The sequence below is a fragment of the Enterobacter kobei genome, assembly GCF_001729765.1.
In the GTDB taxonomy this organism is placed as follows: domain Bacteria; phylum Pseudomonadota; class Gammaproteobacteria; order Enterobacterales; family Enterobacteriaceae; genus Enterobacter; species Enterobacter kobei.
The window spans coordinates 1903113-1920487 of the sequence record NZ_CP017181.1; the positions used below are offsets into that span (position 1 = coordinate 1903113).

General features: G+C 52.9%; 20 protein-coding genes. 10 read left to right on the top strand and 10 right to left on the bottom strand.

Annotated features, from left to right (window positions below):
* Nucleotides 1-30 precede the first annotated feature (30 nt).
* A complete protein-coding gene (gene nadE, locus BFV64_RS09145) occupies nt 31-855 on the bottom strand; it encodes an NAD(+) synthase (protein ID WP_023332763.1) in 825 nt (274 codons plus the stop codon).
* A 232-nt stretch (nt 856-1087) separates the two neighbouring features.
* Here nadE and osmE point away from each other — a divergent pair, with 232 nt between their 5' ends.
* The 7 genes from osmE (at nt 1088) to chbG (ending at nt 6939) form a co-directional block, all read left to right on the top strand.
* Complete coding sequence (gene osmE / locus BFV64_RS09150) at nt 1088-1432, top strand: osmotically-inducible lipoprotein OsmE (protein WP_010430142.1); 345 nt, start codon at nt 1088-1090, stop codon at nt 1430-1432.
* Between the two features lie 281 nt (nt 1433-1713).
* Nucleotides 1714-2031: a PTS N,N'-diacetylchitobiose transporter subunit IIB gene (gene chbB, locus BFV64_RS09155; protein WP_014883474.1), complete on the top strand. Its 318-nt coding sequence runs from the start codon at nt 1714-1716 to the stop codon at nt 2029-2031.
* A gap of 79 nt (nt 2032-2110) precedes the next feature.
* The gene (chbC, locus tag BFV64_RS09160) at nt 2111-3469 is read left to right on the top strand and encodes a PTS N,N'-diacetylchitobiose transporter subunit IIC (protein WP_014883475.1); all 1359 of its coding nucleotides are present in this window, start codon (nt 2111-2113) and stop codon (nt 3467-3469) included.
* 47 nt (nt 3470-3516) lie between these two features.
* The gene (chbA, locus tag BFV64_RS09165; protein ID WP_014883476.1) at nt 3517-3864 is read left to right on the top strand and encodes a PTS N,N'-diacetylchitobiose transporter subunit IIA; all 348 of its coding nucleotides are present in this window, start codon (nt 3517-3519) and stop codon (nt 3862-3864) included.
* Nucleotides 3865-3869: 5 nt separating this feature from the next.
* Nucleotides 3870-4712 carry a transcriptional regulator ChbR gene (gene chbR, locus BFV64_RS09170; RefSeq protein ID WP_071819744.1) on the top strand — a complete coding sequence of 281 codons (843 nt, stop codon included), beginning with the start codon at nt 3870-3872 and terminating at the stop codon, nt 4710-4712.
* 110 nt (nt 4713-4822) lie between these two features.
* A complete protein-coding gene (locus tag BFV64_RS09175) occupies nt 4823-6178 on the top strand; it encodes a 6-phospho-beta-glucosidase (protein ID WP_023332765.1) in 1356 nt (451 codons plus the stop codon).
* Nucleotides 6179-6189: 11 nt separating this feature from the next.
* A complete protein-coding gene (gene chbG, locus BFV64_RS09180; protein ID WP_023332766.1) occupies nt 6190-6939 on the top strand; it encodes a chitin disaccharide deacetylase in 750 nt (249 codons plus the stop codon).
* A 92-nt stretch (nt 6940-7031) separates the two neighbouring features.
* Here chbG and katE read toward each other — a convergent pair whose 3' ends face one another.
* Nucleotides 7032-9281 carry a catalase HPII gene (gene katE, locus BFV64_RS09185; RefSeq protein ID WP_069601950.1) on the bottom strand — a complete coding sequence of 750 codons (2250 nt, stop codon included), beginning with the start codon at nt 9279-9281 and terminating at the stop codon, nt 7032-7034.
* Between the two features lie 167 nt (nt 9282-9448).
* On the opposite strand from katE, the gene cedA reads away from it, so the two are divergent.
* Nucleotides 9449-9724, top strand: coding sequence for a cell division activator CedA (cedA, locus tag BFV64_RS09190; protein ID WP_226862265.1), 276 nt, complete (start codon nt 9449-9451; stop codon nt 9722-9724).
* A gap of 47 nt (nt 9725-9771) precedes the next feature.
* Here the strand turns inward: cedA and tcyP are convergent, their stop codons facing one another.
* The 3 genes from tcyP to hxpB all read right to left on the bottom strand — a co-directional run bounded on the left by tcyP (nt 9772) and on the right by hxpB (nt 12653).
* The gene (tcyP, locus tag BFV64_RS09195; protein WP_014883482.1) at nt 9772-11163 is read right to left on the bottom strand and encodes a cystine/sulfocysteine:cation symporter; all 1392 of its coding nucleotides are present in this window, start codon (nt 11161-11163) and stop codon (nt 9772-9774) included.
* A 127-nt stretch (nt 11164-11290) separates the two neighbouring features.
* Nucleotides 11291-11881 (bottom strand): metal-dependent hydrolase, encoded by a 591-nt coding sequence (locus tag BFV64_RS09200; RefSeq protein ID WP_014883483.1) that lies wholly within the window; start codon nt 11879-11881, stop codon nt 11291-11293.
* A 100-nt stretch (nt 11882-11981) separates the two neighbouring features.
* Nucleotides 11982-12653, bottom strand: coding sequence for a hexitol phosphatase HxpB (hxpB, locus tag BFV64_RS09205; protein ID WP_023332770.1), 672 nt, complete (start codon nt 12651-12653; stop codon nt 11982-11984).
* A gap of 148 nt (nt 12654-12801) precedes the next feature.
* On the opposite strand from hxpB, the gene BFV64_RS09210 reads away from it, so the two are divergent.
* Nucleotides 12802-13338, top strand: a complete 537-nt coding sequence (locus BFV64_RS09210) for a YniB family protein (protein WP_014883485.1) — start codon at nt 12802-12804, stop codon at nt 13336-13338.
* A gap of 36 nt (nt 13339-13374) precedes the next feature.
* On the opposite strand, the gene BFV64_RS09215 is transcribed toward BFV64_RS09210, so the two are convergent.
* The 3 genes from BFV64_RS09215 to pfkB form a co-directional block, all read right to left on the bottom strand.
* Nucleotides 13375-14235: a fructosamine kinase family protein gene (locus tag BFV64_RS09215; protein WP_014883486.1), complete on the bottom strand. Its 861-nt coding sequence runs from the start codon at nt 14233-14235 to the stop codon at nt 13375-13377.
* A 105-nt stretch (nt 14236-14340) separates the two neighbouring features.
* Nucleotides 14341-14631, bottom strand: coding sequence for a type V toxin-antitoxin system endoribonuclease antitoxin GhoS (gene ghoS / locus BFV64_RS09220; protein WP_014883487.1), 291 nt, complete (start codon nt 14629-14631; stop codon nt 14341-14343).
* A gap of 103 nt (nt 14632-14734) precedes the next feature.
* Nucleotides 14735-15667, bottom strand: coding sequence for a 6-phosphofructokinase II (gene pfkB / locus BFV64_RS09225; RefSeq protein ID WP_045281796.1), 933 nt, complete (start codon nt 15665-15667; stop codon nt 14735-14737).
* 296 nt (nt 15668-15963) lie between these two features.
* On the opposite strand from pfkB, the gene BFV64_RS09230 reads away from it, so the two are divergent.
* Complete coding sequence (locus BFV64_RS09230; RefSeq protein ID WP_045281797.1) at nt 15964-16722, top strand: DUF481 domain-containing protein; 759 nt, start codon at nt 15964-15966, stop codon at nt 16720-16722.
* Between the two features lie 61 nt (nt 16723-16783).
* Here the strand turns inward: BFV64_RS09230 and yniD are convergent, their stop codons facing one another.
* A complete protein-coding gene (gene yniD, locus BFV64_RS25300; protein ID WP_008500658.1) occupies nt 16784-16891 on the bottom strand; it encodes a small membrane protein YniD in 108 nt (35 codons plus the stop codon).
* A gap of 98 nt (nt 16892-16989) precedes the next feature.
* Entirely contained in the window at nt 16990-17082 is a 93-nt protein-coding gene (gene yncL / locus BFV64_RS24140; RefSeq protein ID WP_071819746.1) for a stress response membrane protein YncL, read from the bottom strand.
* Nucleotides 17083-17375: the final 293 nt, after the last annotated feature.

The following is a 17375-nucleotide window of genomic DNA, read 5'->3' on the forward strand; positions in this document are numbered from 1 at the left end:
AAAAACGGCAACGGGGTTGCCGTTTTGCTTTTATTTCCAGAAGTCGTCAAACACCGTAATCGGCGTGTGGCGCTTGTGTTCGGTTTTCAGATACCAGCTTTCAATGATCTTCGCGGTACCTTCATCCAGCTGTTTGCCTTCCAGATAATCATCAATATTGTCATAGGTGACGCCAAGGGCCGCTTCATCCGGCAGGGAAGGGCGATCGTCTTCCAGATCCGCCGTCGGTGCCTTTTTATACAAGTGCTCAGGACAGCCCAGCGCGGCAAGCAGCTGTTTACCCTGACGCTTGTTCAGACGGAAAATCGGGTTAATGTCGGTGCCGCCATCGCCATATTTGGTGAAGAAACCGGTGATGGCTTCTGCCGCATGGTCGGTGCCGACAACCACGCCTTTGGTCATTCCGGCGATGCTGTACTGGGCTTTCATACGCTCGCGAGCTTTCTCGTTGCCGCGAACAAAATCGCTCAGCTCAATGCCCGCTTCGCGCAGTGCCTGCTCGCTTGCCAGCACCGCCCCTTTAATATTGACGGTGAGTACGCGATCGGGCTGGATGAACGCGATGGCATCCTGGCAATCCTGTTCATCGGCCTGCACGCCATAGGGAAGACGCACGGCGATAAACTGCAATTTCTCATCGCCCGTTTCTTCGCGAAGCTCTGAAATCGCCATCTGACAGAGTTTACCGGTCAGGGTGGAGTCCTGCCCGCCGCTGATGCCCAGCACCAGGGATTTCAGGAAAGCGTTCTTTCTTAAGTACGATTTTAAAAAATCCACGCTACGGCGGATCTCTTCATGTGCATCTACCGCGGGCTTCGCGCCCAGTGCCTGAATAATCTCGTGTTGCAGAGCCATCACGCCCTCCATATGCAGAACATAAACAGAATGTGTTAACTGTTAAAACTAACCCTTTGGACGAGAAACGACAAGGATCGCAGTTTCGAGTGCGCTAATTTGCGCCGATTTAGCAGGTTATCGTTGTTTTATTAGAATTTTCCGAAATTCGTCTGGCGTAATTCACAAAGTTGAACAATAGTACTTTTTATTCCATGCTTAGATAACACGCTGATAAACAAGAGGACGGAATATGAACAAGAACGTAGCAGGAATTCTTAGCGCAGCGGCAGTACTGACGATGCTGGCAGGGTGTACGGCTTACGATCGCACCAAGGATCAGTTTACACAGCCCGTGGTTAAAGACGTTAAAAAAGGGATGACCCGTTCGCAGGTCGCTGCGATCGCCGGTAAACCTTCTTCTGAAGTGACAATGATTCATGCGAAAGGGACCTGCCAGACCTATATCCTGGGTCAACGTGATGGTAAGGCAGAGACCTACTTTGTCGCCCTGGATGACACTGGTCATGTTATTAACTCCGGTTATCAGACCTGTGCTGAATACGACACCGATCCCCAGGCTCCAAAGGCTCAGTAACCCAGCTTGTCTGAAGATGTTAACGAACCGGCCCATGGGCCGGTTTTTTTGTGTATACGTAAATCTTATTTCTTTGCGCGAATTATTTGCCCGAAATGTGAAGGTAGTCAACAAGCCAGGTCAATGAGAGACAATTTCAACCTGTTCAGAATTATCCCCTGTCTGTACCATTGCGTATACTCACTCCAACAACAAACAACAGTATGCAAACTACCTGTCTGCCGGGACAGCAAGTCGAGTGATAGCGCGATGGCAGGTAGACCTACAAGAGGGAAATTACGATGGAAAAGAAACATATCTACCTGTTCTGCTCAGCGGGCATGTCAACCTCACTGCTGGTGTCAAAGATGCGTGCGCAGGCTGAAAAGTATGAAGTCCCTGTGGTGATTGAAGCGTTTCCAGAAACGCTGGCGGGCGAGAAAGGCCAGAAAGCCGATGTTGTTTTACTGGGGCCACAAATCGCCTATATGTTGCCCGAAATACAACGACTGCTACCCAACAAACCGGTCGAAGTGATCGACTCGGGGCTGTATGGCAAGATTGATGGTTTAGGTGTTCTGAAAGCTGCTGTGGCAGCCATTAAAAAAGCTGCTAATTAATTTTTATTTTTCCCGTCAAAGAGTTATTTCACACACAATACGCCGTAACACGAGTTACGGCATTTAAGGGTATTTACCTATGAGTAAAGTCATCGCTTCACTTGAAAAGGTACTCCTTCCTTTTGCTGTTAAAATAGGAAAGCAGCCTCACGTTAATGCCATTAAAAACGGCTTTATTAAATTAATGCCGTTGACGCTGGCCGGGGCCATGTTCGTTTTAATTAACAACGTTTTTCTGAGCTTTGGTGAAGGTTCCTTCTTTTATTCATTAGGCATTCGGTTAGACGCTTCCACAATTGAAACCCTTAATGGTTTTAAAGCCATCGGCGGCAACGTATATAACGGTACGTTAGGTATTATGTCGCTGATGGCGCCTTTCTTTATTGGCATGGCACTGGCAGAAGAGCGAAAAGTGGATCCGCTGGCTGCCGGGTTATTATCCGTTGCTGCATTTATGACCGTCACGCCTTACAGCGTAGGGGAGGCGTATGCCGTCGGCGCCAACTGGTTGGGTGGGGCGAACATCATCTCCGGTATTGTTATCGGTCTGGTGGTGGCGGAAATGTTCACCTTTATTATTCGTCGCAACTGGGTTATCCGCTTGCCGGATAGCGTACCGACGTCCGTTTCTCGTTCATTTTCCGCGTTGATTCCGGGCTTTATTATTCTCTCCATTATGGGGATTATTGCCTGGGCGCTCTCTCACTGGGGCACGAACTTCCACCAGATCATCATGGATTCTATCTCCACGCCGCTGGCGTCGATGGGTGGTGTGGTCGGTTGGGCGTATGTGATTTTCACCTCTCTGCTGTGGTTCTTCGGCGTACATGGTTCACTGGCACTGGCTGCGCTGGATAGCGGAATTATGACCCCGTGGGCACTGGAAAACGTGGCACTTTACCAGCAGTACGGCTCCGTTGACGCGGCGCTGGCAGCAGGTAAAACCTTCCATGTGTGGGCGAAGCCGATGCTTGACTCCTATATCTTCCTGGGTGGTACCGGGGCGACCTTGGGTCTGATCATCGCGGTCTTTATTGTCTCTCGTCGTGCTGACTATCGTCAGGTAGCTAAACTGGCGCTGCCATCAGGTATCTTCCAGATTAACGAACCGATTCTGTTTGGCCTGCCAATCATCATGAACCCGGTCATGTTCATTCCGTTCATCCTGGTTCAACCACTGCTGGCAGCCATCACCCTGACGGCTTACTACATGGGCATTATTCCGCCGGTGACCAACATTGCACCGTGGACCATGCCAGCGGGGCTGGGCGCGTTCTTCAATACCAACGGTAGCGTCGCGGCCTTCCTGCTGGCGATATTCAACCTCGGGATTGCGACCCTGCTCTACATGCCATTCGTGGCAATTGCGAACAAAGCTGCCACCATCATTGATGAAGAAGAGAGCGAAGAGGACATTGCCCTCTCACTGAAATTCTAAGATTGACCGACGCGGGGAAACCCGCGTCAGCCACAAGGAGCTTAAACATGTTAGATTTGGATAGTATCGTCGCAGACGACGCCGCAGAGAACGATCTTGAAGAAGTGGTGATGGGGCTTATCATCAACTCCGGGCAGGCCCGCAGCCTGGCGTATGCCGCACTGAAGCAGGCCAAGCAGGGTGATTTTGCCGCCGCGAAAACCATGATGGAACAGTCCCGTACCGCGCTGAACGAAGCGCACCTGGTGCAGACAAAGCTTATTGAAAGCGATCAGGGTGAAGGGAAGATGAAGGTCAGCCTGGTGCTGGTACACGCGCAGGATCACCTGATGACCTCCATGCTGGCGCGCGAGCTGGTGGCGGAGTTGATTGAGCTTCACGAGAAAATGCACTAAGTCGGATGTTGCAGCAGGAGGTCAGCACGATGGAAATTAAAACCGCACTTGAACAGCAGCTGTTTAATGGCAAAAATTTTCACGTGGTTATCTACAACAAGACGGAGAGCGCCAGTGGTCTGCACCAGCATGACTACTACGAGTTCACGATTGTTCTGACCGGCCGCTACTACCAGGAGATCAACGGTAAGCGCGTCCTGCTTGAGCGAGGGGATTTTGTCTTCCTGCCGATGGGGTCCTATCACCAGAGCTTTTACGAATTCGGTGCAACCCGCATTCTGAATGTCGGCGTCAGCAGGCGCTTCTTTGAAAAGCACTATCTGCCGCTGGTACCGTTCTGCTTTGTGGCGTCTCAGGTTTATCGCGTGAAAAACGAGTTCATGACCTGGATTGAAACGGTTATTGCCTCGCTTAACTTCCGTGAAAATGAATTTGACGAGTTTATTGAAACGGTGACTTTCTATGTGATGAACCGGCTGCGTCATCATCGTGAAGAGCAGCAGGTGACGGATGATATTCCACAGTGGCTGCGCAGCACTGTTGAACTGATGCACGATAAAGCCCAGTTCAGTGACAATGCGCTGGAGAATATGGTTTCCCTGTCGGGAAAATCCCAGGAATATCTGACCCGCGCGACGCAGCGGTATTATCGTAAAACACCTGTGCAAATTATTAATGACATTCGCATTAACTTTGCCAAAAAACAGCTGGAAATTACTAACTACTCGGTCACCGATATTGCTTACGAATCGGGATACAGTAGCCCCAGCCTGTTTATTAAAACGTTTAAGAAATTAACGTCATTCACCCCGAACAGTTACCGCAAAAGTTTGACGGTAATGAATTAACTTTCGGCGGTTTTATCCGCCACGAATATTGCTTTAATGGCTTGCCCAAATAGCGGGAAGAGTACGCTATACCTTGCAGGCGATTAACCTGATACGCAAAGGGAGATATTATGCAAAAGAAATTAAAAGTCGTAACCATTGGTGGCGGCAGCAGCTATACCCCGGAATTACTTGAAGGTTTTCTGAAACGTTATCATGAATTACCGGTCAGCGAATTATGGCTGGTGGACGTGGAGGAAGGTCAGGAGAAGCTGAATATTATTTTCGACCTGTGCCAACGCATGGTTGAGAAAGCGGGCGTACCTCTGACCGTGCATAAAACGCTGGATCGTCGACTGGCGCTGAAAGATGCAGATTTCGTAACCACCCAGCTGCGCGTTGGGCAGTTGAAAGCGCGTGAACTGGACGAGCGTATTCCGTTGAGCCACGGTTATCTCGGTCAGGAAACTAACGGTGCCGGTGGCCTGTTCAAAGGCCTGCGTACCATTCCGGTTATTTTCGACATCGTTAAAGACGTGGAGGAAATCTGTCCAGACGCGTGGGTGATTAACTTCACTAACCCGGCAGGGATGGTGACCGAAGCGGTCTATCGTCATACCGGTTTCAAGCGCTTTATTGGCGTCTGTAATATTCCAGTCGGCATGAAAATGTTTATCCGTGACGTGCTGGAACTGACCGATAATGACGATCTCTCTATCGATCTGTTCGGTTTGAACCATATGGTGTTCATTAAAGATGTCATCGTGAACGGAACATCGCGTTTTGCTGAACTGCTGGACGGGGTCGCCTCGGGTCGTCTGACCGCTGCGTCTGTGAAAAACATCTTTGACCTGCCGTTCAGCGAAGGGCTGATCCGCTCGTTGAATCTGCTGCCGTGCTCCTACCTGCTTTATTACTTCAAGCAGAAAGAGATGCTGGCCATCGAAATGGGCGAGTATTACAAGGGGGGCGCGCGGGCGCAAATCGTTCAGAAAGTTGAGAAGCAGCTGTTCGACTTGTATAAAGATCCGAACCTGAACGTCAAGCCGAAAGAGCTTGAGCAGCGCGGCGGGGCCTATTATTCCGATGCGGCGTGTGAAGTGATCAACGCCATCTACAACGACAAGCAGGCGGAGCACTATGTTAACGTGCCGCACCACGGCCACATCGACAATATCCCGGCTGACTGGGCCGTTGAGATGACCTGCATTCTGGGACGCGATGGCGCTAAACCGCATCCGCGCATTACTCATTTTGATGACAAAGTTATGGGTCTGATCCACACCATTAAAGGCTTTGAAGTGGCGGCAAGTCAGGCGGCGCTGAGCGGCGAGCTGAATGACGTGCTTCTGGCACTGAACCTCAGCCCGCTGGTGCATTCCGACCGCGATGCGGAGCAGCTTGCAGCAGAGATGATCCTGGCGCATGAAAAATGGTTGCCGAACTTCGCCGCCACGATCGAGAAGCTGAAGTTCAAACACCACTGAGAGGACGCACAATGGAAAACCTGCTGATCGTTAATGCTGATGATTTTGGCCTCTCGAAAGGTCAGAACTACGGCATTATTGAAGCCTGTCGCCGGGGGGTTGTGACATCCACTACGGCACTGGTTAATGGTGAAGCGGTTGAACATGCGGCGCAGCTAAGCCGCGACGTGCCTGAGCTGGGCGTCGGGATGCATTTTGTGCTGACGCTCGGTATGCCGCTTACGCCAATGCCGGGCCTGACCCGTGACGGACAGTTAGGTAAATGGATTTGGGAACAGGCGGAGCAGGACGCTCTGCCGCTGGAAGAGATTGCCCGCGAGCTGGACTGTCAGTTCAACCGCTTTGCTGATCTGTTTGGTGATCTGCCAACACACATCGACAGCCATCACCACGTGCATATGATCCCGGCAATTTTCCCGATCGTTGCGGCGTTTGCTCAACGCAAAGGCGTAGCGATGCGCGTGGATCGTGAGGTGCAAGGGTTGCCGGACAGTGCGGTGACAACCACCGCAGGGTTCAGCAGCGCGTTTTACGGCGAGGCGATCGACGAAGCGCTGTTCCTGAAGGTGCTGGATGATTCTGCAGCCCGGGGAGAAAAGTCACTGGAGGTCATGGCGCACCCCGCATTTGTCGATAATATCGTGCGCAAGAGCGCGTACTGCTGGCCGCGCCTGGCGGAGCTGGATGTGCTGACGTCGCCGTCGCTGAAATACGCGATTGCCGAACGTGGGTATCGGTTGGGGACATTCCGGGATCTGTGAGAAGTGCCGGGGGGCGGCTTCGCCTTACCCGGCCTACGAACGACCTGCAAACTGTTGTAGGCCGGGTAAGCGCAAGCGCCACCCGGCTTTTTTTACGCCGGGATCTGGTCAATCTTGCTGCTGCGTGACCAGACACGGTGCGCGGCGAGCAGGTCAAACAGCTTCGTCATAAAGGCGTCGTCCACGTTATCGCCCTCGACAATGCCGTCCTCACCTTGCTCGGCAACCTTCAGCTGGGATTTAAACTGACGCGCATCGCCGGACAACGCGATCGGTTTCAGGTGCTTATAAGCTTCCAGCAGGTAATAGACGGCGTCACCGTTGTTCAACAAGCTGGCAATATCCCCGCACGGAACAATCACCGCATCGACGGTCAGCGAGGGTGCCCCGGCAAAGGTCGCAGCCACCGGCAGCACGGAACCGTCATCAGCCGTCACTTCACCCATTCGGGAATAAAGCAGTTTGGCGTGTACGCCCTGGGTTTTCAGCGCCTGCATAATGCCCAGTACGTCACTGGCCCGGGTTTTATCGTTCAGCAGGATGGCGACCACGCGGCCTTTAATTGAGCCACCTGGCACCGCATACAGACTCAGCGACGGATCTTTCTTCACGCCGTTGACCTCTTTTGGCGGAGCAAGGTTGCGCTGCTCGTCGGTGAGGGTAATACCCAGGTTATCCGCCACGCTCTGGGCGAGCTGAATATCAATGTGCGCAAGCTGATCGACCACGCGCTCGCGGATGTAGGTGCGCACCACCTTACTTAACTCGAAGCTAAAGCCGCCGATGATGTGCTGCTGCTCAATCGGCGTCTGGCTGTTCCAGAACAGGCGAGGATGGGCGTAATACTCGCCGAAGGAAGGGCTGCGCTCGCGAATTTTGTTGCCATCGATACGCTCCTGGTACGACTCAAAACCTCCGCGTTTCGGGCCTGGCGGTGTTTCGCGCGGCCAGTTATCGTTGATCGAGTTAGGCTCGTAGTTAGCCGGATTGGTATCAATGTCCTGACGATGCATCCCGTCGCGCTGGAAATTGTGGTACGGGCAGGTCGGACGGTTAATTGGAATTTCGTGGAAGTTCGGCCCGCCAAGGCGGCTGATCTGCGTATCGGTGTACGAGAACAAACGTCCCTGTAAGAGCGGATCGTTGGTGAAATCCAGTCCCGGCACGATATGCCCCGGGTGGAACGCGGCCTGCTCGTTCTCGGCAAAGAAATTATCCGGGTTGCGGTTGAGCACCATTTTCCCCACCAGTTGAACCGGCACCAGCTCCTCGGGGATCAGTTTGGTCGGGTCAAGAAGGTCGAAATCAAACTTAAATTCATCCTCTTCCGGAATGAGCTGCAGGCCCAGTTCATATTCAGGGAAATCGCCGGCTTCAATGGACTCCCACAGCTCACGACGATGGAAGTCAGGATCGCGCCCGGTCAGCTTCTGCGCCTCATCCCACACCAGCGAGGCTTTGCCCGCCACCGGCTTCCAGTGGAACCGGACGAACGTGGCTTTTCCTTCCGCGTTAATCATACGGAAGGTGTGAATACCAAACCCCTCCATCGTGCGATAGCTGCGCGGAATACCCCGGTCAGACATCGCCCACATCACGTTGTGTAACGTTTCAGGTTGCAGAGAGATATAGTCCCAGAAGGTGTCGTGCGCACTTTGTCCCTGCGGTATGGCCCAGTGGGGCTCCGGTTTTACCGCATGGACAAAGTCAGGAAATTTATGCGCATCCTGAATGAAAAACACCGGGGTGTTATTGCCCACCAGATCAAAAATACCCTCTTCGGTATAAAACTTGGTGGCGAAACCGCGAATATCACGCACCGTGTCTGCCGAACCCGCGCCACCCTGTACGGTGGAGAATCGGACAAACACCGGGGTAATTTTATCCGGGTCGGAGAGGAAATCTGCTTTGGTGATCGCTTTCAGGCTCTTGTACGGCTGGAAGTAGCCATGCGCAGCCGAGCCGCGCGCGTGAACGATACGTTCCGGAATTCGCTCGTGGTCGAAATGGGTAATTTTTTCCCGCAGGATAAAGTCTTCCAGCAGTGTGGGGCCGCGCGAGCCGGCGCAAAGAGAGTTTTGATCGTCAGCAATGCGCACGCCCTGATTGGTCGTGAGTGCAAAACCTTCACCACCTTTACGGTGTGGCTCAAGCGATTTCAGCTTCTCGTTCCCGGTGTCCGGCGATTTCATGCTTCCCGGTGCGGTAGGCTGTTCGCCGGGGGCGGAAGGGCCTGGCGAGGGGCGGTGAGAGCCGTCAGCAGGGGCGAGAGAGTCCATACCCGGTTGAGATTCTTCAGTGCCATGAATCGGTGATTGATGTGTATTATCTTTGTTCGACATTGCACGCTTCTCCTTTATCCATTGCTAAAAACCCTATTAAGGATAGAACAATGTCGTGAGATAGCTCGCGAACTAAGAGTTTTCACATGCCGCCATTAACGAAAGGAGCCCTCTCAGCCATTAGGAGCGCGACGGAAGGGAGCAGAATCGGCTATCATAGAATTTTCCTGCTTCAAGAATTTGCTTTAGTGAACCCGTCGCTTATGAAACCTCTTCGTCAACAAAACCGCCAGGTTATTAGCTATGTGCCCCGCGTGGAACCCGCGCCGCCTGACCATGCCCTGAAAGTGGAGGGTTTTCGTGATGTCTGGCAGCTTCGTGGTAAATATGTGGCGTTTGTCCTGATGGGGGAGCATTTCCGTCGATCGCCGACGTTTTCCGTGCCGGAGTCTGCCCAGCGATGGGCGGTGCAAATCCGCCAGGATGAAGAGGTTGAAGAATAACAGCCATAAAAAAACCGCCATCAGGCGGTTTTTTTATTTCCCGGCGATTACCGGTGCGCCAGTTCGGCGTCGTCTTCACTTTCCAGAATGGCTTTGTCGGTCTGCTTCAGCCACTGGCTGGTCAGCGTACCGGCGGTCATGGAGCCGCTCACGTTCAGCGCGGTACGACCCATGTCGATCAGCGGTTCAACGGAGATCAGCAGCGCGACCAGCGTCACTGGCAGACCCAGTGCAGGCAGCACAATCAGCGCAGCGAAGGTTGCGCCGCCACCAACACCGGCAACACCGGCGGAACTGATGGTCACAATGCCGACCAGCGTGGCGATCCAGACCGGATCCAGCGGGTTGATACCCACGGTCGGGGCAACCATCACCGCCAGCATCGCCGGGTAGAGACCCGCACAGCCGTTCTGACCGATGGTGGCACCAAAGGACGCAGAGAAGCTGGCGATAGATTCTGGCACGCCCAGGCGACGGGTCTGCGCTTCAACGTTCAGAGGAATAGACGCGGCGCTGGAGCGGCTGGTGAAGGCAAAGGTCAGTACCGGCCAGACTTTGCGGAAGTATTTCAGCGGGCTGACGCCGTTCACGCCCAGCAGGATACCGTGGACCACGAACATGATGCCCAGGCCCAGATAAGAGGCGACGACAAAACTGCCCAGCTTAATGATGTCCTGCAGGTTAGAGCCCGCAACCACTTTGGTCATAAGCGCCAGCACGCCGTATGGCGTCAGCTGCATGACCAGACGCACCAGCTTCATCACCCAGCTTTGCAGGGTATCAATCGCCGTCAGCACACGCTCGCCTTTCGGCGCATCGTCTTTCAGCAGCTTCAGTGCGGCCACACCGAGGAATGCCGCGAAGATCACCACGCTGATGATGGACGTTGGGCTGGCGCCGGTCAGGTCAGCAAACGGGTTCTTCGGAATGAAGGAGAGCACCATCTGCGGAACCGTCAGATCGGCCACTTTACCCACGTAGTTGGTTTGAATCGCGGTCAGGCGTGCTGTTTCAGCCGTGCCCTGCACCAGACCTTCGGCCGTCAGGCCAAACAGGTTGGTTACCAGCACACCCACCAGCGCGGCGATCAGCGTGGTAAACAGCAGGGTACCAATGGTCAGAAAACTGATTTTACCCAGTTGAGTGGCGTTATGCAGGCGGGCAACGGCACTCAGAATAGAGGCGAACACCAGCGGCATCACGATCATCTGCAGCAGCTGGACATAGCCGTTGCCGACAATGTTGAACCACTGAATAGAGTCTTTCAGAACTGGATTATCGGAGCCATAAATCGCCTGCAACGCCAGACCAAATACGACACCCATGGCCAGACCAACCAGCACTTTTTTCGCCAGGCTCCACTGTTTGTGGCGCGTCTGCGCGAGAAGCAATAGCAATACAACGAACACAACAACGTTCGCGATGAGTGGAAAATTCATCCCCGTTCTCCTGATTTATTATGGGATCGGTTTTTGCCGATCCTGTTGGCGGAAGGTTAGCAGAAGTGTGATGTCGCGCTTATATCCAAATGGAATGGTTTATGACAAACGGAATGATTTTGTTGGTTTACTGTTCAATCTGGTGATGAATAAAGCGATTGAACTGAAATTGCAGCGAATTGATCATCTGCGAAGACCAGCGCACTGCACTGTTTTCGGGCAATGTCTGTGGCATCCAGACGGCGTAAGCGAAGAGCGCCATGCACAATACGCGCTCAAGCTGGTTCCCTTTCTGTGGCGCAAGGATGGGAAAACGAAAGCGCCAGCGACACGGCCAGAGAAGTGGAACGCCAGCGGGCGTCAGCATATCTGCAAGAATATGGCTTAAGTAGCCGAGCACCATCCCCTGAATGGCATCAGCAGGGACGATCCAGCTTTCGGGCACTTTTAAATAAAAAAGGGTAAGCAGCCCAAAAACGGCCAGCAGGCTGTGCGTAAACCCCCGGTGGCCGAACGCGCGGGCGATGGGTTTCGATACCCACTTCAGGCGTTGTCCAAGAAATGATTTGGGATGATCAATATCGGGCAGCAGACAGGTCAATACGGCGGAAGGGACAATATGCCACCAGTCCCCCTGTGCGAGCACGGGAGTGAGTTCAGCGTTTTTGGCAAATACTGCGCACGCTATGGAAAAAAGGAGGTGGCCTTCCGCCGTCATGATAAAACCCACGAAACTGTCAATTCATACAGTATAGGGTTTTTATACAGTAGGCGGAAGAGGTGACGGTGTAACTGTTTGTCACAAATGGAGCATGTTGTTAGCCGCCCTTAAGGTGATGCGCCGTGAGTTCTGTCAGCGAATTAAGCTTCACATCGGCAAGGGCAAAACGGGGATCGTGGCGGCCTTCCTCTGCCGGAACCACAATGGAGCGCATACGTGCGGCTTTGGACGCGATCATGCCGTTAACGGAATCTTCCAGCGCGACACAGGTAAGCGGATCAAGACCCAGCTTAGCGGCACAGTCCATATAGACCTGCGGGTGCGGTTTGCTGTAGGGCAATTTTTCAGCTGACGCCAGGGCGTCAAAACTGTCGCGCAGCTCAAACATAATGAGCACTTTTTCCAGCATATGCAGCGGTGAAGCGGAGGCCAGGCCCACCTTCAGCCCCTGAGCCTTACACAACGCGACCGCTTCACGCACGCCAGGCAATAGCGGCTTGTTCTCCTCCACCAGCGCGATGGCGCGGCTGATAATGCGCGCGGTGACTTCGTCGCGATCTGGGCCACTCCACGGCTGGTGGGCGTACCAGAGGTCTACGACCATATCAATGCGCAGGCCCAGCGTGTCGGGAAGTTCATTACGGCGGCTGATATCAACGCCCAGGCTGGCCATCACGTCCAGCTCGGCGCGATCCCACAACGGCTCGGAATCAATCAGTAATCCATCCATGTCAAAAATAGCGGCAAGTATCTGGCGCGGTGTCGACATCACAACGTCTCCTTATCCAGGGTGTTCGACAGACGATAAGTGCTAAGCACACTTAGCAATTTAGCATATTGCTTTCAAAGATCGGGCGAAAATGCTGTCCAGCAGGTAGACTTAGCCACAAATAACGCGTCTTTATGAAGAGGAACTGATGACGTATCAACAAGCTGGACGCATTGCTGTCTTAAAACGTATTGCTGGCTGGGTGATTTTTATTCCCGCCGTCATCTCTACGCTGATTTCTGTGCTCAAATTTATGTACGATCACAGCGAAAAACAGCCAGGCATTAATGCCGTCATGCTTGATTTTGCGCATGTCATGATTGAGATGATGCGGTTCAACACCCCGTTCCTGAATGTCTTCTGGTTCAACTCGCCAACGCCGGATTTTCACCAGCAGCTTAATATTGGGTTCTGGGTCATCTATGCGTTGATTTTTATTGCCATGGCGTTACAGGCATCCGGTGCGCGAATGAGTCGCCAGACCCGTTTTCTGCGCGAAGGCGTTGAGGATCAGTTAATTCTGGAACAGGCGAAAGGCCCGGAAGGAATGAGCCGGGAGCAGATTGAATCCCGCATTGTGGTACCGCGTCACACCATTTTCCTGCAAATTTTCCCGCTCTATATTTTCCCCATTATCATCATTGTGGCGGGATACTTCTTCTTCTCTCTGCTGGGTTTTCTCTGACAGATGAGGGTGGCGGCACGGCCACCCGATTTGTCCCTATGCCGCAAGTACGCGTTCAAGCGCACGCTGGGCGTTGACCAGATGCTGCCCGCCAAAAAGGATAGCGCGGTTCATCAGCGTATAAAGCTGATACACCGGTTGGCGCTCGAGAAAATCGGACGGCAGAGGGGAGACTGACTGATAGCCATCATATATTTGCGGGGGCTGCTCTGGATGCAGGGGCAGCATGGCCAGATCGCACTCTCTGTCACCCCAGTAGCAGGCCGGGTCGAAGATATAGGGGCCGTTGGGACCCAGCGCGCAGTTGTCGGACCATAAATCGCCGTGCAGTAGAGATGCCTGCGGCTGATGGGAGGCCAGGCGCTGTTGTACATGCTCAACGATGGCATCAATATTGCCAAATTCCAGCCCTTTTTCGGCGGCCAGTTCAAGCTGCCATCCGATGCGCTGTTCGGCAAAAAACGTCGACCACCGACGCTGCCAGGCGTTGGGCTGTGGGGTAGTGGAAAGGTCGTTGTCAAAATCGAGCCCAAACTGGGGCTGGTCGCTCCACTGGTGCAGGCGCGCGAGCTGTTGTCCAAGAATGAAGGCGTTATGGGCATCCAGCGGGCGGGGAGGGAGATAGTCCATGACCAGGAAACTGTAGTCCCGGTCGCTGCCCAGAGCCAGCACCTGCGGTACTGTCACCGTTTTACTGCGAGACAACAGTTCCAGCTGGTCGGCTTCAGCGGTGAATATCGGGAGCAGTTCTCGCTCATCACACTTCACGAAAAGATCGCGTCCTGCGTAGCGTAAATGCCACGCGGCGTGGATCTCTCCGCCTGGCAGTTCGTTACGCAGTTCAATTTCACCTTCACCCAGTTGCTCACTTAAAAGATGACTGATAGCCTGCCACATGTTGACTCTCCCATGTTGTCTGCCAGATCATAAAGTTAGCGCATAATTGCGGTAAAAAAATACGAACTAACGCACACCTGAGCGGTTTAAATTCATGCAGCGCACTTATTGTTCTTTTTTGTGCCAGCTTTCCCACGTTTCCACGGTGATGTCGGCGGGCTTGTCGGTCACACTTTCCACCAGGCTGGCGGCCAGGGCGTGAACGTCTTCTTCACTCAGGGCCGCGATCAAACCAAATGTCAGCGTGCCTAAATCATGAATATGGCCGTCATCGTCCGTCAGCGTGAGCAGAAAATTCGCGCGAGTAAAGGCGTTATTGAGCTCGTTCAGCTCGGTCAGTGACGCTTCACGAAGATTGATGGTTGCGACATAGCGGGTGATATCACCACTGCTCATAATTCACCTCGTTGTTATTCTGAAAGTTTTTTTAGCATAGTCGATATGCCATATTTGGCGACTTTAAGGTAAATTCCCCTTCGATTGGGAAGGGGAATAGAGGTCAGTCTTTTGAAAGGTAATCGACGATTTTCTGCGTATCGGCAAGCGAACACAGCCGCGTCCCCTGATTAATGGTGGCGGCACTCCCCGCCGCGACGCCATAACGCGTCATTTCCAGAAGAGAAGCACCCTGCGCCAGTTTTAGCGCCATCGCGCCGACCATGCTGTCGCCCGCACCCACGGTACTCTGGCTTTTCATGGGCGGCGGCACAACCTGCACAAAGCCCGTCTTGTCGACAGCCAGTGCCCCCTGAGGACCGAGAGAGACGACCACGCGGTGCGCTTTGCCGCTGCGAACCAGTTCTTCTGCGGCGGTACGCACGTCATCAGGCTGGTTAAGTTCGCGATTCACAAGCGCGCTAAGCTCTTTCTGGTTAGGTTTAACGAGTTCAAGATGCCCGGGGACTAACGCTGCCTGCAGGGCTTCACCTGAGCTGTCGACGATGCAGCGGATACCACGCTGAAGCACTGCCTTAACCAGCGCCGTCAGCTTTTCCGTTTTGACGCCTGGCGGTAGACTACCGCTGATAACCAGCAGTGAGCCGCTTTCAATGGTCAGTACCTTCTCTTCAAGTTGACGAAACTCATCATCGCTCAGTCTGGCGCCCGGCATCACGAAACGATACTGCTCCCCGCTGGATTCGACGTGGACATGCAGATTCTGCCGGGTCCAGTCCTGAGCCGCTACGGTGTCTACGGCAACCTGTTCATCCGCCAGCAAAGAGACCAGATGTTCCCCCGTGGCACCCCCGGCAGGGAATATGGCGGTGGCTTTACCGCCAAGATGGGTAATTGCGCGCGCCACGTTAATGCCGCCGCCGCCCGGCTCAAACACAGGGGCGCTACAGCGTAGTTTACCTTCAGGGTAAATGTGCGGGGTGATAGTCGCGGAGTCGAGGGAAGGGGAGAGTGTCAGCGTATAAATAGAAGCCATCATAACCTCCTTTTAGTATGGGTTCTTTTAAGCCTGGCACCGATCGACAGGAAGGCAATGTAAATAACAGTATGATTTTAAAAATGAATGCTTAAACAAGCGTGATAAAAGATATATAAAATAAAACGCGCTTTGGGATCGTTCTTATTCAAAAAATGAAATAAGAAAATATTGCTATGTTATTTGCGCCTTTTTATAATTTGTTACCTTTCTCTGGACGCCTTGTCATTGATCCTCAAGAAAGTTTCCGAGACCGTGGTGGTCTCTTTTTTTGTTGTACGGACTCCTTAAATAAAATGAAGCTTTTGAAGACAGTACCCGCAGCACTGATGCTGGCGGGTGGCGTATTTGCATCACTGAATGCAACCGCCGATGACACCGTTTTTACTGTCATGGACGATCCCTCCACTGCCAAAAAACCCTTCGAAGGTAATCTGAATGCCGGGTATCTCGCGCAATCAGGTAACACAAAAAGCTCTTCTCTGACGGCGGACAGCACCCTGACCTGGTACGGTAATACCACAGCATGGTCGCTGTGGGGGAATGCCAGCAACACGTCCGCTAACGATGAACGCTCTTCCGAGAAATATGCGGTAGGTGGACGTAGCCGTTACAACATGACCGACTATGACTACATATTCGGTCAGGCAAGCTGGTTAACCGACCGTTATAATGGCTATCGCCAGCGTGATGTATTCACGACGGGTTATGGTCGTCAGTTCCTGAATGGGCCTGTACACAGCTTCCGTTTTGAATTCGGTCCTGGTGTTCGCTACGACGAGTACACCAACGGCGAAGATGAAACCCAGCCGCTGGGTTATGCGTCAGGTACCTACGCATGGCAGATGACCGATAACACCAAATTCACTCAGGGTGTGTCTGTGTTTGGTGCCGAGGATACGACGCTGAACTCTGAAAGTGCCCTAAACGTGGCTATCAATGAACACTTCGGTTTGAAAGTGGCCTACAACGTGACCTGGAACTCTTCACCACCAGCAAGCGCGCCTGAACATACCGATCGCAGAACCACCGTTTCACTGGGTTATAGAATGTAATCATGGCGGGCCGAAAATATCGGCCCGTTTCTCATCTCTGCCAGACGTCCCTTCTGATTCTCTAACCCCAAATCATTGCCGCCCAACGAAGTAGCAGCATCGCGCCGCAGATGGCAATCAGCACCAGCACCATTTTCCAGTGTTTTACGGCAAATCGTTTTGTTGGCATAACCTAATCCTTGTCCGTTGATACGCATAGTCTATCAAACGGGGCCGAAATATGCCCCTTCCCGGAAGCAATCGGGTTATGCCGGTATGGGGTTCAGCTCAGAACCAGTGGAATCGATCGGCGAGAATCAACAATAAACCGGTTGCTGACAGGATATTTAATATCACTACCGTTCTACTGGATACGTTCATGGTAAGCACCTGTGGATTTTAAAGGCCTGTTCAAAGTTAGCTCAGCATCGGCGAAATGCGAGGGCCAGAGAGACGCAATCTGCAAATATCTGCAACATGCCAGTCCTTCATTGTGGCAGCAGAGGGTGCAATCCCCTTGCTGTTAGTGTTAACATTAAGTCCCTTGCCGTAAACCCGCATTTATCTGAATTCGGCAGGTGCAGGATAACGAACCAATTTGACGATTGTTGGTCAGATGTTTCGTAATCTACTGTTTAATCACGATTATTTTCTTTGTATATGCTCTTATGTGT

What these genes read in the sequence shown, in the direction of transcription:
- osmE (WP_010430142.1), top strand. Translation starts at nt 1,088, where the DNA reads ATGAACAAGAACGTAGCAGGAATTCTTAGCGCAGCGGCAGTACTGACG.
- katE (WP_069601950.1), bottom strand. Translation starts at nt 9,281, where the DNA reads ATGTCGAACAAAGATAATACACATCAATCACCGATTCATGGCACTGAA.
- yniD (WP_008500658.1), bottom strand. Translation starts at nt 16,891, where the DNA reads ATGCCAACAAAACGATTTGCCGTAAAACACTGGAAAATGGTGCTGGTG.
- chbR (WP_071819744.1), top strand. Translation starts at nt 3,870, where the DNA reads ATGTTGCAGCAGGAGGTCAGCACGATGGAAATTAAAACCGCACTTGAA.
- BFV64_RS09200 (WP_014883483.1), bottom strand. Translation starts at nt 11,881, where the DNA reads ATGACGGCGGAAGGCCACCTCCTTTTTTCCATAGCGTGCGCAGTATTT.
- chbC (WP_014883475.1), top strand. Translation starts at nt 2,111, where the DNA reads ATGAGTAAAGTCATCGCTTCACTTGAAAAGGTACTCCTTCCTTTTGCT.
- chbG (WP_023332766.1), top strand. Translation starts at nt 6,190, where the DNA reads ATGGAAAACCTGCTGATCGTTAATGCTGATGATTTTGGCCTCTCGAAA.
- BFV64_RS09230 (WP_045281797.1), top strand. Translation starts at nt 15,964, where the DNA reads ATGAAGCTTTTGAAGACAGTACCCGCAGCACTGATGCTGGCGGGTGGC.
- BFV64_RS09215 (WP_014883486.1), bottom strand. Translation starts at nt 14,235, where the DNA reads ATGTGGCAGGCTATCAGTCATCTTTTAAGTGAGCAACTGGGTGAAGGT.
- chbB (WP_014883474.1), top strand. Translation starts at nt 1,714, where the DNA reads ATGGAAAAGAAACATATCTACCTGTTCTGCTCAGCGGGCATGTCAACC.
- ghoS (WP_014883487.1), bottom strand. Translation starts at nt 14,631, where the DNA reads ATGAGCAGTGGTGATATCACCCGCTATGTCGCAACCATCAATCTTCGT.
- pfkB (WP_045281796.1), bottom strand. Translation starts at nt 15,667, where the DNA reads ATGGCTTCTATTTATACGCTGACACTCTCCCCTTCCCTCGACTCCGCG.
- yncL (WP_071819746.1), bottom strand. Translation starts at nt 17,082, where the DNA reads ATGAACGTATCCAGTAGAACGGTAGTGATATTAAATATCCTGTCAGCA.
- tcyP (WP_014883482.1), bottom strand. Translation starts at nt 11,163, where the DNA reads ATGAATTTTCCACTCATCGCGAACGTTGTTGTGTTCGTTGTATTGCTA.
- hxpB (WP_023332770.1), bottom strand. Translation starts at nt 12,653, where the DNA reads ATGTCGACACCGCGCCAGATACTTGCCGCTATTTTTGACATGGATGGA.
- BFV64_RS09175 (WP_023332765.1), top strand. Translation starts at nt 4,823, where the DNA reads ATGCAAAAGAAATTAAAAGTCGTAACCATTGGTGGCGGCAGCAGCTAT.
- chbA (WP_014883476.1), top strand. Translation starts at nt 3,517, where the DNA reads ATGTTAGATTTGGATAGTATCGTCGCAGACGACGCCGCAGAGAACGAT.
- BFV64_RS09210 (WP_014883485.1), top strand. Translation starts at nt 12,802, where the DNA reads ATGACGTATCAACAAGCTGGACGCATTGCTGTCTTAAAACGTATTGCT.
- nadE (WP_023332763.1), bottom strand. Translation starts at nt 855, where the DNA reads ATGGCTCTGCAACACGAGATTATTCAGGCACTGGGCGCGAAGCCCGCG.